We start from the raw sequence: 15153 nt of genomic DNA, 5'->3' as shown, positions 1-15153 counted from the left end.
CGGCGAACTTTCGGCGATCTTCCGGACGCCAATCACCGGCCGATCACGAACGCATTCACCACCGTCAACGCCATGCACGCGGGCGCACCGCGGATTAGGGTCGATCCATGGCATCCATCCGGGTCACCGAGGTGCTGGCGGCCCTTTCGCTCACCACCGATCTCGCGACCGGAATGCCGTTCGAGAAGGGCCTGTCGGTGTGCCTGGTGGCCGATGCCGTGGCCGGCCGGCTCGGTCTGGACGAGCCCGATCGGCGCGTGGTGTTCCACGCCGCCCTGCTCGGCGCGGTCGGGTGCACCAGCCGGGCCTCGGAGAACGCCGAGTCCTACGCCGACGACATCGCCTTCCAGCAGGCGTATCACACCCTCGACCCGGGTGATCCGGGCGTTTTCGCCGATCAGATGCGCGACTTCGGGTCCTGGTCGCCACTGACCCAGGCCGCTATGCGTGACCGTTTCGTGACCCAGGCGCCGCAGGGAGCGCCGATCGCGGTCCGATCGGTCTGCGAGGTCAGCCGGGCGCTGGGACCGCGTCTGGGGCTGCCCGAGGCGGCCGTACGCGCACTCACCGAGGTCAAGGAGCGCTGGGACGGTCTGGGCGCGCCCGACCGGCTGTCCGGCGAGGACCTGTCGCTGCCCGGCCGCATCCTGCATCTGGCCGAACAGGCGGTGCTGGCGCTCGGCACCCGGGACCGCATGGCCGCCGTGACCGAATTGCGGCGGCGCGCGGGCGGACACCTGGATCCGGATCTGGTGGCGGCGTTCGCGGCGGAACCGGACGCGGTCTGGAGCGTGCTGGATCAGCCCGATCTGCTCACCGCCGTGGTGGCGGCCGAACCCGGACTGCCCACCGTGATCCGGCCCGAGGACCGCGACCACCTGTGCACCGCCATGGCCGTGATCGTCGACCTGAAAGGCCGCTACCTGCTGGGACATTCGGGCCACGTAGCCGAATTATCCAATGCGGCAGCCGAATTGGCGGGGATGAACGCCACCGATCGCGCCGCCCTGCGCGCCGCCGCGCTGCTGCACGATATCGGGCGGGCGGCGGTCTCCAGCGCGGTCTGGGATCGACCCGGGCCGCTCGGCCCCGGCGACTGGGAAAGGGTTCGGCTGCACTGCTATTGGACCGATCGCATCCTGCGCCGCTGCCCCAGCCTGAGCGATCTGGCCGAGGTCGCCTCCGGGCATCACGAACGCCTCGACGGCAGCGGCTACCACCGCGGCGTGCGAGTGCACGACCTCTCGCAGTCGGCCCGGCTGCTCGCCGCCGCCGACGTCTTCGCCGCCATGACCGAACCGCGCCCGCACCGGCCCGCTCACAAACCCAGCGAGGCCGCCGCGCACCTGTCCGCCGAAGCCGCGGCGGGCCGGCTCGATCGGGAGGCCTGCGCCGCGGTGGTGGAGGCGGCGGGCCTGCGCCCGGCCCGCACCGAATATCCGTGCGGGCTGACCGAGCGCGAGGTGGACGTGCTGCGCCTGGCCGCCCGCGGCCTCTCCAATCGCCAGATCGCGGCCGACCTGGTGGTGTCCGAGCGCACCGTCGGCCACCATCTGGCGCACATCTACGACAAGACCGGCCGCCGCACCCGGGCGGGCGCGGCCGTGTTCGCCATGGAGCACGGGCTGCTGCCCGGATGAGCTGCGGCGTTCGCCGACCGGGCCGGAGGCGGCGCCGGGGCTCGTAGGCTGGAAAGGGCAATCCGTTCGGCAAACCCATCCGCGCGCACGGAAGGATCACTCATGGGTGAGATCGAGAACGCGCTGAACAAGCTCATCGCGCACGCACAGACGGAGCTGGCGGTCCGGCACCGCCGCGATCGGGAGCGGGCCCACCCCGGCGACGGCCGCAGCCGGTCCAAACTGGTGATCAATGCCGACCAGCTCGACCAGGCCGCGCGCGAGGTGCTGCGCCTGCACGAACGCGAAATGCCGAGCCTGCGCACCGGATAGGTCGATCGACCGATGTGAGCGGACCGGTTCGGGGCCGACCATCGTGGCATGAACGCTCACCGCGAAACCAGCAATGCCGATACCGTCGGCGCCCTCTACCGTGCCTTCGGAACCGGCGATATCGCCTTCATTCTCGATCAGCTCGCCGATGACGTGTCCTGGGACGCCGACTGGGCGGGCAATTCCGCGCAGCAGGCCGGGGTGCCGCATTTGCAGCCCCGGCGCGGGCCCGCCGAAGTGGCGGAATTCTTCGCGCTGCTGGCGGAATGGAAGTTCAACGAGTTCAGTGTGCTCGAGGTGATCGGCGACGGGCGCAAGGTGGTGGCCGAGGTGCGCAGCGATGTGGTGCTGCCCGGCGACCACCGGATCGCCGACGAGGAACTGCACCTGTGGACCTTCGACGACACGGGGCGGGTCAGCGCGTTCCGGCATTACGGCGACACCGCCAAGCACATCACGGCGATCGCGAACGGCTGACGGCGATGGCATCGATTCGACTGCGCCGCAAGCCGATCCGCTTCACACCGGAGTGGGCACGGGTGGCGCTGTGGCGGTTCCGGAACTGCGGCTTCGCGCATTGAAACGGCGGATGGCGCGCATGAGCAGCGGCAGCAACGCCATCATCAGCAGCAGGCGGATGGTCTGCACGCTGGTGATGAGGGGCAGGTTGGCGTTCATCTTGTCGGCGGTGGCCAGGACCGCGTTGATGCCGCCCGGGGTGGTGGCCAGATACAGGTCCGACATCTCCAGGTCGACGAGATAGGCCAGGCCCAATGCGAGCGCTGCCACCAGGCCGGACAGGGCCAGTACCGCCGTCATCACGGCGGGGATCATGCGCGCCATCTCCCGCACCACCTCGCGGGTGAAGCGGGTGCCGACCTCGAAACCGACCAGAACGAAAAGCAGATCCTTGAACAGGTGGGTCGGCGCGTAGCCGTGGCTGATGCCGGCGGCGGTGAGGATCGCGGTCAGCAGCATCGGCCCCAGGAGCGCGGCATTCGGCAGGCCGATGCGGCGACCGGCCCAAGTTCCGATGAGGCACAACATGATTGCGGTGGACAGGCCCGCGACCTGATCGCCGCGGCCGACGATCATCCAGAACGGCAGGTCCGGATCGGTGACCGCGCCGCCGAGCGTGACCGGGCCGTAGGAGATGCCCTCCTCGTCGTCGAGAATCGCGGCGACGGCGGGCGCGCTCAAGGCGACCAGCGCGACCCGCAGGTATTGCATGAACGCCACCCGGCGCGGATCGGCGTCCAGTTCCTCGGCGGCCGAGACCACCGCGGCCGAGCCGCCGGCCAGCAGGCCCAGCGTCGAGGTCGGGACATCCACCTTGGCGGCGCGCGCGAAAACCAGTGCGACACCGACGCTCAGCAGGACCGTCGCGGCCGTCACCACGAGCACGGGGATGAGCGCGAGGCCCAGCGTGGTCAGCAGCGAGATCTGCAGGTAGCTGCCCATGACCACGCCCAGCATGCCCTGCACGGCCGTATTCACCTGGCGCGGCAGCGGTTTCGGCAGCCGCCCGGTCATGGCCAGGCCCGCGCCCACCACGATGGCGAGGATCATCTGCGGCGCGGGGAATCCGATGCGATCCAGCAGCGCCGCGCCGCCCAGTACGGCGGCCGCGAGAGCCACCCAGGCGACCACGTGTCTCCGGTCCATACGAGACGATCTTGCTCGCCGACCATTAACGGACAGTAACGACGCAGTTATCGCGACGGAGCGACACGTGTGATCTCCGATGCAGGCAAAAAATCCTGTGTTCCAGGGCAAATCACAGCGGTGACATCAGAACGCCCGCCGGACCGGAAGACCGGTCATGGCGGGCGGCGAATGTGTGGCAGGTTACGCGAGGGCTCCGGTGGACAGGAAGCCCAGCAGATCGTGACGGGTGATCACGCCGACCGGCTTGCCGTCTTCGACCACCATGAGGGCGTCGGTCTCTTCGAGCGACTTGCGGGCGGCCGAGAGCGGTTCGCCGGAACCGATCAGCGGGAAGCCCGGGCTCATGTGCTTGGAGACCGGATCGGTCAGCTGCGCGCGGCCCTCGAAAACGGCCGACAGCAGATCGCGTTCGGTGACGCTGCCCGCGACCTCGCCCGCCATGATCGGCGGTTCGGCGCCGACCACCGGCATCTGCGAGACGTTGTACTCGCGCAGGATCTCGATGGCGTCGCGCAGGGTTTCCGACGGGTGGGTGTGCACCAGATCGGGCAGGCTGCCGGACTTGCCGCGCAGGATCTCCCCGACCAGCGGTTCGGCGTGGGTGCCGTCCTGCTTGAGGAAGCCGTAGGACTGCATCCACTGATCGTTGAAGATCTTGGACAGGTAGCCGCGGCCGCCGTCCGGAAGCAGCACCACCACAACGGCGTCCGGATCGCGCTCGGCGACCTTGAGCGCCGCCACCACGGCCATACCGCAGGAGCCGCCGACCAGCAGGCCCTCCTCGCGGGCCAGGCGGCGGGTCATCTCGAAGGAGTCGGCATCGGAGACGGCGATGATCTCGTCCGGGACGGCCGGGTCGTAGGCGGTCGGCCAGAAGTCCTCGCCGACGCCCTCGACCAGGTACGGGCGGCCGGTGCCGCCGGAGTACACCGAGCCTTCCGGATCCGCGCCGATGATCTTGACCTTGCCGCCCGAGATCTCCTTCAGGTAGCGGCCGGTGCCGGTGATGGTGCCGCCGGTGCCCACGCCCGCCACGAAATGCGTGATCTTGCCTTCGGTATCGCGCCAGATCTCCGGACCGGTGGTCTCGTAGTGCGATTCCGGACCGCCCGGGTTGGAGTACTGATTCGGCTTCCACGCGCCCGGGATCTCGCGCACCAGGCGATCGGAGACGTTGTAGTAGCTCTGCGGATCCTCCGGCGCGACCGCGGTCGGGCACACCACGACCTCGGCGCCGTAGGCGCGCAGCACGTTCCGCTTGTCCTCGCTGACCTTGTCCGGGCAGACGAACACGCACTTGTAGCCGCGCTGCTGCGCGACCAGGGCCAGCCCGACACCGGTATTGCCGGAGGTCGGTTCGACGATGGTGCCGCCGGGCTTCAGCAGCCCGTCCTTCTCGGCGGCGTCGATCATCTTGACGGCGATGCGGTCCTTGGAACTGCCGCCGGGATTGAGGTACTCGACCTTCGCGGCCACCAGTCCCGAGTCCGGACCCACCACGGAGTTCAGGCGAACGAGCGGGGTGTTTCCGATCAGATCGACGACATGGTTAGCGATGCGCATACCCATCATCGTTGCAGAAAGGAGATCGGGGCCTTCGCGCACGTCGGGGATATCACGGTCGCGGGAAACTAGCATCGGCCGCATGCGGACGCCGAAACGGGTTGCCACCGGCCTGCTGCTCGCCTGCCTCGCCGGTGCGGGACCGATCCTGCCGGCGCCGGCGGCGCAGGCCCGGAGCATCGAATTCCCGCAAGTCACCTCGCTGTTCCGGGATGCGCTGTGCTTCGGGCGCATCCGGTCCTGGGTGGAAACCGATCCGGTCTACGCGGGGCGGGCGATCTTCAATATCCAGGCGCTGCCCATCACCGGGTTCGGCGAGGGGCCATACAATTTCGCGCCGCTCTGCGAGACCGTGACCACCATGGCGTGGCGGAACACCAGCACCGGCGCGGCCGGCGAATTCCGGGTGACCGTGGTGGCCGGGATCTACGGGAGCATCCAGTACGCGCTGTTCCAGGACACCGGGCCGGGCCGCGTCGAGGTCAACGTCTTCACCGATATGCCCGGCACGCCGCAACGCGGGTCCTTCGAGGTGCCCGCACCGGTCGCGCCGCCGCCGGATCCCCACCCCGCGGCTGACGAGCCCGAACTCGATTGACAGGCGTGCCCAGCGGGGCACGAGAGCACCGAGAGTGAGGAATGTCCCAGTTCACTTACTGGGATACCGGCATACCGGATGTTTGGCCCGGATCACGCTCGTCGTAAATTCGATGGAGGTTCCACCCCCGCAATTAAGGAGTCCTCATGGCTGAGGCCGTCATCGTTTCGTACGCCCGCTCGCCCATCGGCCGCGCAGGCAAGGGTTCCCTGGTGAGCATGCGCCCGGACGACCTCGCCGCGCAGATGGTGCAGGCCGCCCTGGACAAGGTCCCCGGGCTCGCCGTCTCCGACATCGACGACCTGCACCTGGGCTGCGGCCAGCCCGCCGGTGAGGCCGGTTTCAATATGGCGCGCGCCGTGGCCGTGCAGCTCGGCTACGACTACCTGCCGGGCGTCACCGTCAACCGGTACTGCTCCTCCTCGCTGCAGACCACCCGGATGGCCTTCCACGCCATCAAGGCGGGCGAGGGCGACGTGTTCATCTCCGCCGGCGTCGAGACCGTGTCGCGCTTCCCGAAGGGCACCGCCGACGGCTGGCCGGACTCGCACAACCTGCGTTTCGCCGATGCCGAGGCCCGCACCAAGGAGACCGCGGCCAGCAACGCCACCTGGACCGACCCGCGCGAGAACGACCTGCTCCCGGACGTTTACATCGCCATGGGCCAGACCGCCGAGAACGTCGCCACCTACACCGGCATCTCGCGTGAGGACCAGGACCACTGGGGCGTGCGCTCGCAGCAGCGCGCCGAAGAGGCCATCAAGGCCGGGTTCTTCGAGCGGGAGATCACCCCGGTGACCCTGCCCGACGGCACCATCGTCACCACCGACGACGGGCCGCGCGCCGGCACCACCTACGAGAAGATCTCGCAGCTGAAGCCGGTGTTCCGCGAGAACGGCACCATCACCGCCGGTAACGCCTGTCCGCTGAACGACGGTGCGGCCGCACTGGTCGTCATGAGCGACACCAAGGCCAAGGCGCTGGGGCTGACCCCCCTCGCCCGCATCGTGGCCACCGGTGTTTCCGGGCTGTCGCCGGAGATCATGGGCCTGGGTCCGATCGAGGCCGTGCGCAACACGCTGAAGACCGCGGGCATGAGCATCAACGACCTGGATCTGTACGAGATCAACGAGGCGTTCGCGGTGCAGGTGCTGGGTTCGGCCCGGGAGCTGGGCATGGACCACGACAAGCTGAACGTGTCGGGCGGTGCGATCGCGCTGGGCCACCCGTTCGGTATGACCGGTGCGCGCATCACCGCCACGCTGATCAACAACCTGCAGACCCACGACAAGCAGTTCGGTCTCGAGACCATGTGCGTCGGCGGCGGCCAGGGCATGGCGATGATCATCGAGCGCCTGAGCTGAGACGATCCGACCTTTGGTCGAAGTAGAGAAGGTGTGGGGCCAGGCCCCCACACCCCCATAGGCCGCATCGGCCTTCTGGCGTGCGGGGCTAGTCTCCCCACGCCAACGGCCGCCCCGACCTTTTGGTCGGGGCGGCCGTTCTCGTTTCCGCGGATTATTACCTGGCAGGTAATCGACTTCGTTCCCGGGGCGGGGAAGTATCAAGGGCAACAACGAAGTACCTCTTCAGGAGCTCGAAATGCCCGGATACGCCATCGCTCATCTGCACGACGTCAACGTCAATGCCGACATCGTCGAATACCTCGAGCGCATCGAGAGCACCTTCGAGCCGTACGGCGGGAAGTTCATCGTCCACGGCGGGCGGCAGACCATCAAGGAGGGTCCGGCGAACTCGAACGTGGTGGTCGTCGAATTCCCCAGCTACAAGGAAGCTTTGGAGTGGTACGACTCCCCCGCCTACCAGGCGATCCTGCCGTTGCGCACGGAGAACTCGGTCGGCGTCGCCGTCATCGCCGAGGACTGCGGCGAGGACCACGTGTCCACCGATGTGCTGAAGGGGGTGACCGCCTAACGACGGAAGCTGCTCCGATCGATTGGCTACGGAGCCGGGCGGGTACCTGGTGGGCCCGCCCGGCTCGCCGACCGGCAACTGTCGCGGCAATGTCAATGTTGCTGCGAACAGCTGATTTTCACCCCGTGTCCAGAACACAGCTATCGCACAGCTGATCTAGTCTCGGCAGGTGCTGAGAATCCGGGTGAGCTGTCCCGCGGAATCGACCGCGCGGGTCCTGAGTCTGCTCGCCGCCGACTCCGGCGTCACCCGCGTCAGCCTGACCGCGGGCGGCAGCGTCACCCCGCCGGGCGATCTGGTCGAAGCCGATGTGGCGCGCACGGCCGCCGACGACGTGTTCGACGGACTGATCGCGCTCGGCGTGACCCGCACCGGCGCGCTCACCTTTCAGCCCGTCGAGTATCAGGTCGCCGCGCGGATACCGCGGTCCGGTGCGGACGACGATGCCCTGGTCTGGCAGGAGACCCTGCAAAAGGCCTGGCGCGGAGCCGAACCCGGTCCGGTGTACCTGACGCTGCTCACCATCGCGCTGCTGCTGGCGGTCGTCGGCGTGGCCACCGCCTCGCCGATCACCATTGTCGGCGCCATGGTCGTGGGTCCCGAATACGGTCCGCTGGCCGCCATCGCGGTCGGGCTGGTGCGCCGCCGGCGCGAATTGACCCGCCGCGGCCTGTTCGCACTGGCCGTCGGCTTCCCGCTGGGCATGCTGATCACCGCGGCGGCGACCTGGGTGTGGATTCGCCTCGGCTGGATCGACGTCGACGGTGTGGACAATGCCCGCCAATTCGACTTCATCTACGAAGTCGGCCCGTTCTCCCTGGTGGTGGCGCTGCTCGCGGGTGCGGCCGGCATGCTCGCCCAGATCACGGCTCGCTCTTCGGCACTTGTCGGGGTGTTCATCTCCGTCACCACGGTGCCCGCGGCCGGGCTCGCGGTGGCGGCCGCCTTCGCCGGGAAATGGCATGTCACGGCCACCTCGCTGATTCAGTTGGCGGTCAATCTGATCGGCATCGTGGTGTCGGGCATCATCGTGCTGGCCATTCGGCCCGGCACCGAACGCGAGGGCGGGCCGCTCACCCGCATCCGCCGCTGGCGGCATGCGCGGACGCGGTCAGGACTGCACGGCGGCAATGCCTTTGGCCAGTAGCGGGAACAGCAGCACCGTGGTGGCGCCCGCCGCCACCAGGATCGACGCCAATTGCGGGCTCATCAGCTCGGCCGAGGTGGCGACCTGGGTGACGGCCACGATGATCGGCAGCCCGGTGGCGGCGTAGAGCGCGAGTTGCACCCGGTCCTGCCGTTCGGTCAGATTCTCGCCGTGCGGGACGAACCGTTCGCTGAACCACACCGGCAAGCCCCGCGCGAGCGCGATGGCGGCCACGAACACCACCCAGGCCAGCGGATCGTCCGCCACGGCGCGCGGGTCGATGCCCATCCCCGACACCACGAAGAAGACCGGGATGAACAGGCCGAATCCGATGGTCTCCAAGGCGGATTCGAGTTCCGGATGCTCCTCGGCGATCAGGAAACGCAGGATGAGGCCGGCGGCGAAAGCGCCCAGCACCACGTCCAGGTCGAAAACTTCGGCCACGGCCATCAGCACGAGCAGCAGCAACAGCACCACCCGCACCGGCAATTGCTCGGTGCCGCCGGCGAGTTCGCCGAGCAGCCGCTCCACGCCCGGCACCCGGTCAAGCAGCCGCCGCGGCACCCACGCCACGATCAGCGCGGCGATCCCGAACAGGGCCAGCACGATCACCGCGGCGGTGACGCTGCGGGTGGTGAGCAGCACCGACATGGCGACGACCGGGCCCAGCTCGCCGACCGCGCCGTGCGCCAATACCGCGCGCCCCAGCGGCTGTTCGAGCAACCCGTCCTGTTTCAGAATCGGCAGCAGCGTGCCGAGCGCCGTCGAGGTGAGCGCGATGGCGACCGCGATCTGCGCGGTGAACCCGGCGTCCCCGGCGGCGACCATCACCAAACCCAATGCCAGCGCCAGCGACACCAGCCAGGTCACCCACGCCACCCGGCCCGGCTTACCGCCCAGCAGTTTCGGATCCAGCTCGTACCCCGCCAGCAGGAACAACATCCCCAGCCCGAGCTCACTGAGCAGATCCACCCCGCCCTCGGACCCCGCCCACCCGATCCCGTGCGGCCCCAGCAACATCCCGCACACCAGCAGGATCACCACACTCGGCACATACCCGCGCAACACCCGCGCGACCAGCGGCGCGGCCACCGCCACCACCGAAATCCAGCACAGCGAGGTGATCGCCGAGGGCGCGACCGCCGCGGCGGCCTGGACCGAGGACACCATCACCCGATCCTCACACGCGACACGCCCACGCCCCGGCCAGGACACGGACTGATCCAGCGCGGCTCGGTCACACAACAGCTGCGGGACGGGAAGGGACGGGAAGAGTTTGGGTCGGGACGTTCCCGGGTCTCAACAGGTCCGGGTCTCAACAGGTCCGGTCCGGTCAGGGTCGGGTCGGGACAGGTCCGGGTCGGGTCGAGTCGGGACAGGTCCGGGTCGGGTCGAGTCGGGACAGGTCCGGAACAGGAAGGGCGGGCACCGAATACGGTGCCCGCCCTTGGAAATCGGGGGTTCGGGGGCTTGCCCCCGAATGGGGCCCGGGGCTTTGCCCCGCTACCCCATCCCAGCCGCGCAGCGGCTTACCGGTCCTGGAAGTACGACAGCAGTCGCAGGATCTCGACGTACAGCCACACCAGCGTCACGGTGAGGCCGAAGGCAACGCCCCAGGCCGCCTTCTCCGGCGCCTGAGCGCGGATCAGCTGATCGGCGGCGTCGAAGTCCAGCAGGAAGCTGAACGCCGCGATACCGATCACCACGAGGCTGAAGATGATCGACAGCGTGCCACCGTCACGCAGTCCGAGCCCGCCGCTGGTGAAGAAGCTGGCGACCAGGTTGCCGAGCATCAGCACCAGGATGCCGATCATGGCGGCCACGATCATGCGGGTGAAGCGCGGGGTGACCCGGATCGCGCCGGTCTTGTAAACCACCAGCATGCCGAAGAACACGCCGAAGGTGCCGAGCACCGCCTGCGCGATCAGCCCGGAACCGCCGGCCCCGCCGAACTGGATATTGGTGAACATGAACGACAGCGCACCGAGGAACAGGCCCTCGAAGGCCGCGTAGCTCAGCACGATCGCCGGGTTGTCCTGCTTGCGGCCGAAGCTCGCGACCATGGCCAGCGCGAAACCGGCCAGGCCGCCGACGATCACGAACAGCGAGGCGAGGTTGTTGTTGGCGGCGGTCAGCGCATAGGAGATGATCGCGGCGACGGTCACCACACCGAGCGTGATGCCGGTCTTGGTGACCACATCGTCGATGGTCATCGGGCGGGTGGTCGGCACCGCGGGCTGGTAGCCCTGCGGCGGGTAGCCCGGCTGCTGGCCGTACTGGTGAGCGAACTGTCCGGCTCCAGCGGCCGCAGAGCCGAAGCCGGCGTAACCGCCGCCCTGCTGTTGCTGCTGCGTCAGGTTCCGGAAAACCGGGTTGGATGTGGAGCGCACAGTGCGTCCCTTTCTGGAGTCGCGGCGCACGTCGGTCGTGGCGCGGGTTCTGTCTCGTCCAACGACCCGGGCATGTGTCTAGTTCCCGGATCAGACCAACCGGACTTTACCCGACCTTTACCAGGGGTGCCGAGATGTTGTCGCGCCTTCGGCACAAAAAGCGGGAGATTCGGGGGCCGGCCCCCGAACCCCCTGGTCGGCCGAGATCGGGTCGAGCCCGCCGCCGGTCAATCGAGTTGCGACATGACCCGGTCGGCGATCAACGCGAGGTGATCAAGGTCTCCGAGATCGAGGATCTGGAGGTAGATGCGGGTGGTGCCGGTGGTTTCGGCGTAGTGGGCGATCTTGGCTACCACTTCGTCGGGGGTGCCGGCCAGGCCGTTGGTCTTCAGTTCGTCTACTTCGCGGCCGATGGCGGCGGCGCGGCGGGCGATTTCGGCGTCAGAGGTGCCGACGCAGGCGACCAGGGCGTTGGAGAAGGTGATCTCCTCCGGGGCGCGGCCGATGTCCTTGGCGGCGCGGCGGACTCGCTCGAACTGCTCGGCGGAGGCTTCGGCGGATTGGAAGGGGACATTGAATTCGGTGGCGTAGCGGGCCGCGAGGCGCGGGGTGCGCTTGGCGCCCATGCCGCCGATGATCACGGGGATGCGGGGCTGGTGCGGCTTGGGGAGCGCCGGGGAGTCGGTGAGAGTGTAGTGAACGCCGTTGTGGGAGAAGGTTTCTCCGGCAGGAGTGGACCACAGCCCGGTGAGGATGGCGAGCTGTTCCTCGTAGCGGGGGAACTTGTCGGCGGGGAAGGGAATGCCGTACGCGGTGTGCTCGGCTTCGTACCAGCCTGCGCCGAGCCCGAATTCGACGCGGCCCGCGGACATATTGTCGACCTGGGCGACCTGGATGGCGAGCACGCCGGGGTGCCGGAAGGTGGCGGCGGTGACCAGGGTGCCCAGGCGAATGCGGGAGGTCTCGCGGGCCAGGCCGGCCAGGGTGATCCAGGCGTCGGTCGGGCCGGGCAGGCCGTCGGCGTCACCCATGGCCAGGTAGTGGTCGGAGCGGAAGAACGCGTCGTAGCCGAGGTCTTCGGAGGCCTTGGCCACGCGGAGGAGGGTGTCGTAGCTCGCGCCCTGCTGCGGTTCGGTGAAAATGCGCAGATCGATTCGTCCCATGACCAATATTGTGCTGGTCGGTCGCTCAATGGTTTCGGCCGCCCTGTTCCGGACGGCCGCCACTCATTCCCGGACGTCGTGCAGCCCGCGCACCGAACGCGTCACCGTGAATTTCCGATTCCGGCCCATCACATCGGTTTTCCCGACCATGCGCTCCATGACGCCGCGGTAATTCAAATGCGTGTTGTAAACCGTCCACAGTTCCCCGCCGGGCCGCAGCACCCGCCCCGCCTGCTGGAACATCTTGATGGCCGATCCGGTGTGCACCGCCGCCCCGACATGGAACGGTGGATTGCACAGCACCAGATCCGCGCTGTTGTCGGGCGCGCCGGACATGGCGTCGTCGCGCAGCACGGTGACCCGGTCGGCGACGGCATTGAGCTCGGCGGTAGCCCGCGTCGATGCCACCGCCGCCGCGGACTGGTCGGTCGCGGTCACCCGGATGCCCGGCCGGGATTGCGCCAGCGCCACCGCGAGAATGCCGGTCCCGCAACCCAAGTCGATGGCGTCCCGGGCATCGGGCTTCATTCGTTTCAGGTAGTCGAGCAGGAATCGCGTCCCGATATCCAGCCGCGGCCCGGAGAACGCGGCCCCGTGCGCCACCACCTCGAGTTCCCGATCGTCCAGTTTGTTCCGCATCGGAAACCGCGGCTCCCCCACCGGTTTCGGCTCGGTAGCCAGCAGGATGCGCGACTTCTGCCGTCCCCGGCTGGCCCGCACCGATCCGAAGGATTCGGCCAGCACCTCGTTCATCGCCGGGGTCAGGTACTTGTCCCGCCCGCCCGCGAACACCTCCACATCGGGGGCGGCGAAACGCGCGATCGCATCGGCGATTTCGGCAAGCCCGGAGAGCGCGCGCGGCAGGCGCCACAGCACCACCCGCACGTCCTCGAGCAGCCCGCGCCCCAGCTCGTGCACGCCGTAGCGATCCGTCAGCCCGGCCGCGCGCGCATTGTTGGCCAGCGCCAATTCGCCGGTGAGCAGGTCCTGGTGCACCCGCACCCCGTGCAGGTCGTGCGCGGCGACGGCGCCCAGGGTGAGCGCCCCGTAGCCGTCGTCGATCACCGCCACCCGGCCGTCGCCGGCGGCGGCCAGCGAATCGGCGGCCACATCGAGCAGCAGTCGATCGGCGGCATCCACCGCGTAGAGGTTCACCGCCTCCACATCCGGATACCGCCGCAATCGTCCGAACAACTCCTCGACCTCAACCACACCTACAGTGTGCTAGATCATTGCCGCCGCGTCGCATTCGGCCGGGTTAAATGCGAAAGGCAACCTATTCGACCCCGGTGTTATTCTGCGAGCCCGCAATTCACGTGCTGATCTTGCTTTTCGCCGAATACTCGAAATTCACCGGGGCGCGCGGCGCGGCATCATGGCCGAGGCCCCGATCATGACGGCGGCCATCACCGCCACGCCGATGAAGACCAGGTGCACCGCGTCCGACAGCGCCTCGGGCGCGGGATGGTCGGTATTGCCGATGCGGGAGTTGACCATCGCGCCGAAGACCGCGACGCCGACCGAGCTGCCCAGGTTGCGGGCGAACATATTGGTCGAGGTGACCACGCCGCGCTCGGACCATTCGGCGCTGTCCTGGGCGGCGATCAGGGTGGGACTCGCGACCAGGCCCATCCCGGTGCCGACGATGAAACACCCGAACGCCACCTGCAGCAGCGTGCTGTGCGCGCCGACCAGCAGCAGCGAGGCCGCGCCGACGGCGGCCAGGGTGCTGCCGATCAGCGCGGTGTAGCGGAATCCGATGCGCAGGTACACCTTTCCGGACTGCGAGGCCGACAGCGGCCAGCCCAGGGTGAGCGCGCCGACGGTCAGCCCGGCGATCAGGGCGCTGGTGCCGAGCACGCCTTGGGCGAAAGTCGGTACGTACGAGGTCAATCCGAGCAGCACCGCGCCGACCAGCAACGAGACCAGCGAACTGGCGACCAGGATGCGCCGGGTGAAAACCCACAGCGGCAGAATCGGATTCACCGCGCGCCGTTCGACCAGGCCGAAGATCACCAGCACCAGCGCGCCGCCCGCGAAGAGCCCCAGGCTGATCGGCGAGGTCCACGACCAGGCCTGGCCGCCCTCCAGCAGCGCGAGGATCAGCCCGCCCGCGCCGACCGTCAGCAGCGCCGCCCCGAGATAGTCGATGCGATGGCGCTGCCGCGGGGCGACCTCGGTGAACTTGCGCACGATCATCCAGGCGGCGAGCGCGGCCAGCGGCAGGTTGACCAGGAAAATCCATCGCCAGCTGAGGTATTCGGAGAACACGCCGCCCAGCAGCGGCCCGAGCACCGAGGAGGTGGCCCAGACCGCGGCCAGGTACGCCTGCACCTTGGCGCGTTCGGCGAGGGTGTAGATATCGCCGGCGATGGTGATGGACATGGGCCCGACCGCGCCCGCGCCGATGCCCTGCACCGCCCGGAAGGCGATGAGCGCGGGCATGCTGGTGGCGAGCCCGCAGAGCAGCGAGCCGAGCGCGAAGACCGCGATGCCGAACAGCATGACGGGTTTGCGCCCGAGCATGTCGGCGAGCTTGCCGTAGATCGGGACGGTAACCGCCTGCGCCAGTAGGTAAATGCTGAACAGCCACGGGAACTGCGAGAACCCGCCGAGCTGATCGGTGATGGTGAGCACGGCGGTGGCGATGATCGTGGAGTCCAGCGCCACCAGCGAGGTAGCCAGCATCAGCGCCGCGAGCATCGGCCCGCGCTCCGACCGCAGGCCGATCGACGCC

General features: G+C 68.6%; 14 protein-coding genes. 7 read left to right on the top strand and 7 right to left on the bottom strand.

Going from position 1 to position 15153, the window contains the following annotated elements:
- Positions 1–107: 107 nt before the first annotated feature.
- The 3 genes from NY1_RS10205 to NY1_RS10195 all read left to right on the top strand — a co-directional run bounded on the left by NY1_RS10205 (position 108) and on the right by NY1_RS10195 (position 2429).
- Positions 108–1640 carry an HD domain-containing phosphohydrolase gene (locus tag NY1_RS10205; protein ID WP_067710648.1) on the top strand — a complete coding sequence of 511 codons (1533 nt, stop codon included), beginning with the start codon at positions 108–110 and terminating at the stop codon, positions 1638–1640.
- A gap of 102 nt (positions 1641–1742) precedes the next feature.
- Positions 1743–1952, top strand: a complete 210-nt coding sequence (locus NY1_RS10200; RefSeq protein ID WP_067710647.1) for a hypothetical protein — start codon at positions 1743–1745, stop codon at positions 1950–1952.
- 48 nt (positions 1953–2000) lie between these two features.
- Positions 2001–2429 carry a nuclear transport factor 2 family protein gene (locus tag NY1_RS10195; protein ID WP_067710646.1) on the top strand — a complete coding sequence of 143 codons (429 nt, stop codon included), beginning with the start codon at positions 2001–2003 and terminating at the stop codon, positions 2427–2429.
- A gap of 42 nt (positions 2430–2471) precedes the next feature.
- On the opposite strand, the gene NY1_RS10190 is transcribed toward NY1_RS10195, so the two are convergent.
- Both NY1_RS10190 and NY1_RS10185 read right to left on the bottom strand, forming a co-directional pair.
- The gene (locus NY1_RS10190; RefSeq protein WP_084534826.1) at positions 2472–3617 is read right to left on the bottom strand and encodes an AbrB family transcriptional regulator; all 1146 of its coding nucleotides are present in this window, start codon (positions 3615–3617) and stop codon (positions 2472–2474) included.
- A 183-nt stretch (positions 3618–3800) separates the two neighbouring features.
- Positions 3801–5183: a cystathionine beta-synthase gene (locus NY1_RS10185; RefSeq protein WP_067710644.1), complete on the bottom strand. Its 1383-nt coding sequence runs from the start codon at positions 5181–5183 to the stop codon at positions 3801–3803.
- Between the two features lie 82 nt (positions 5184–5265).
- On the opposite strand from NY1_RS10185, the gene NY1_RS10180 reads away from it, so the two are divergent.
- The 4 genes from NY1_RS10180 (at position 5266) to NY1_RS10165 (ending at position 8863) form a co-directional block, all read left to right on the top strand.
- Entirely contained in the window at positions 5266–5781 is a 516-nt protein-coding gene (locus NY1_RS10180; RefSeq protein ID WP_067710643.1) for a hypothetical protein, read from the top strand.
- A 146-nt stretch (positions 5782–5927) separates the two neighbouring features.
- Complete coding sequence (locus NY1_RS10175) at positions 5928–7145, top strand: acetyl-CoA C-acetyltransferase (RefSeq protein ID WP_067710642.1); 1218 nt, start codon at positions 5928–5930, stop codon at positions 7143–7145.
- Positions 7146–7383: 238 nt separating this feature from the next.
- Complete coding sequence (locus NY1_RS10170; protein ID WP_067710641.1) at positions 7384–7716, top strand: DUF1330 domain-containing protein; 333 nt, start codon at positions 7384–7386, stop codon at positions 7714–7716.
- A 169-nt stretch (positions 7717–7885) separates the two neighbouring features.
- The gene (locus tag NY1_RS10165; RefSeq protein WP_084534825.1) at positions 7886–8863 is read left to right on the top strand and encodes a DUF389 domain-containing protein; all 978 of its coding nucleotides are present in this window, start codon (positions 7886–7888) and stop codon (positions 8861–8863) included.
- Here the strand turns inward: NY1_RS10165 and NY1_RS10160 are convergent.
- The 5 genes from NY1_RS10160 to NY1_RS10140 form a co-directional block, all read right to left on the bottom strand.
- Positions 8828–10033 (bottom strand): cation:proton antiporter, encoded by a 1206-nt coding sequence (locus NY1_RS10160; RefSeq protein WP_067710639.1) that lies wholly within the window; start codon positions 10031–10033, stop codon positions 8828–8830. The two genes, NY1_RS10165 and NY1_RS10160, sit on opposite strands and share 36 nt — an antisense overlap.
- 359 nt (positions 10034–10392) lie before the next feature.
- A complete protein-coding gene (locus NY1_RS10155) occupies positions 10393–11253 on the bottom strand; it encodes a Bax inhibitor-1/YccA family protein (RefSeq protein WP_067710638.1) in 861 nt (286 codons plus the stop codon).
- A 227-nt stretch (positions 11254–11480) separates the two neighbouring features.
- Positions 11481–12407, bottom strand: a complete 927-nt coding sequence (locus NY1_RS10150; protein WP_067710746.1) for an LLM class F420-dependent oxidoreductase — start codon at positions 12405–12407, stop codon at positions 11481–11483.
- 72 nt (positions 12408–12479) lie between these two features.
- Positions 12480–13628: a class I SAM-dependent methyltransferase gene (locus tag NY1_RS10145; protein ID WP_067710637.1), complete on the bottom strand. Its 1149-nt coding sequence runs from the start codon at positions 13626–13628 to the stop codon at positions 12480–12482.
- A 138-nt stretch (positions 13629–13766) separates the two neighbouring features.
- Complete coding sequence (locus NY1_RS10140; RefSeq protein WP_067710745.1) at positions 13767–15119, bottom strand: MDR family MFS transporter; 1353 nt, start codon at positions 15117–15119, stop codon at positions 13767–13769.
- Between the last annotated feature and the right edge of the window lie 34 nt (positions 15120–15153).

This window comes from Nocardia yamanashiensis NBRC 100130 (assembly GCF_001613325.1).
Taxonomy (GTDB): domain Bacteria; phylum Actinomycetota; class Actinomycetes; order Mycobacteriales; family Mycobacteriaceae; genus Nocardia; species Nocardia yamanashiensis.
Note: the sequence above shows the minus strand (reverse complement) of the source record. Positions and strands in the feature narration are given on the sequence as shown.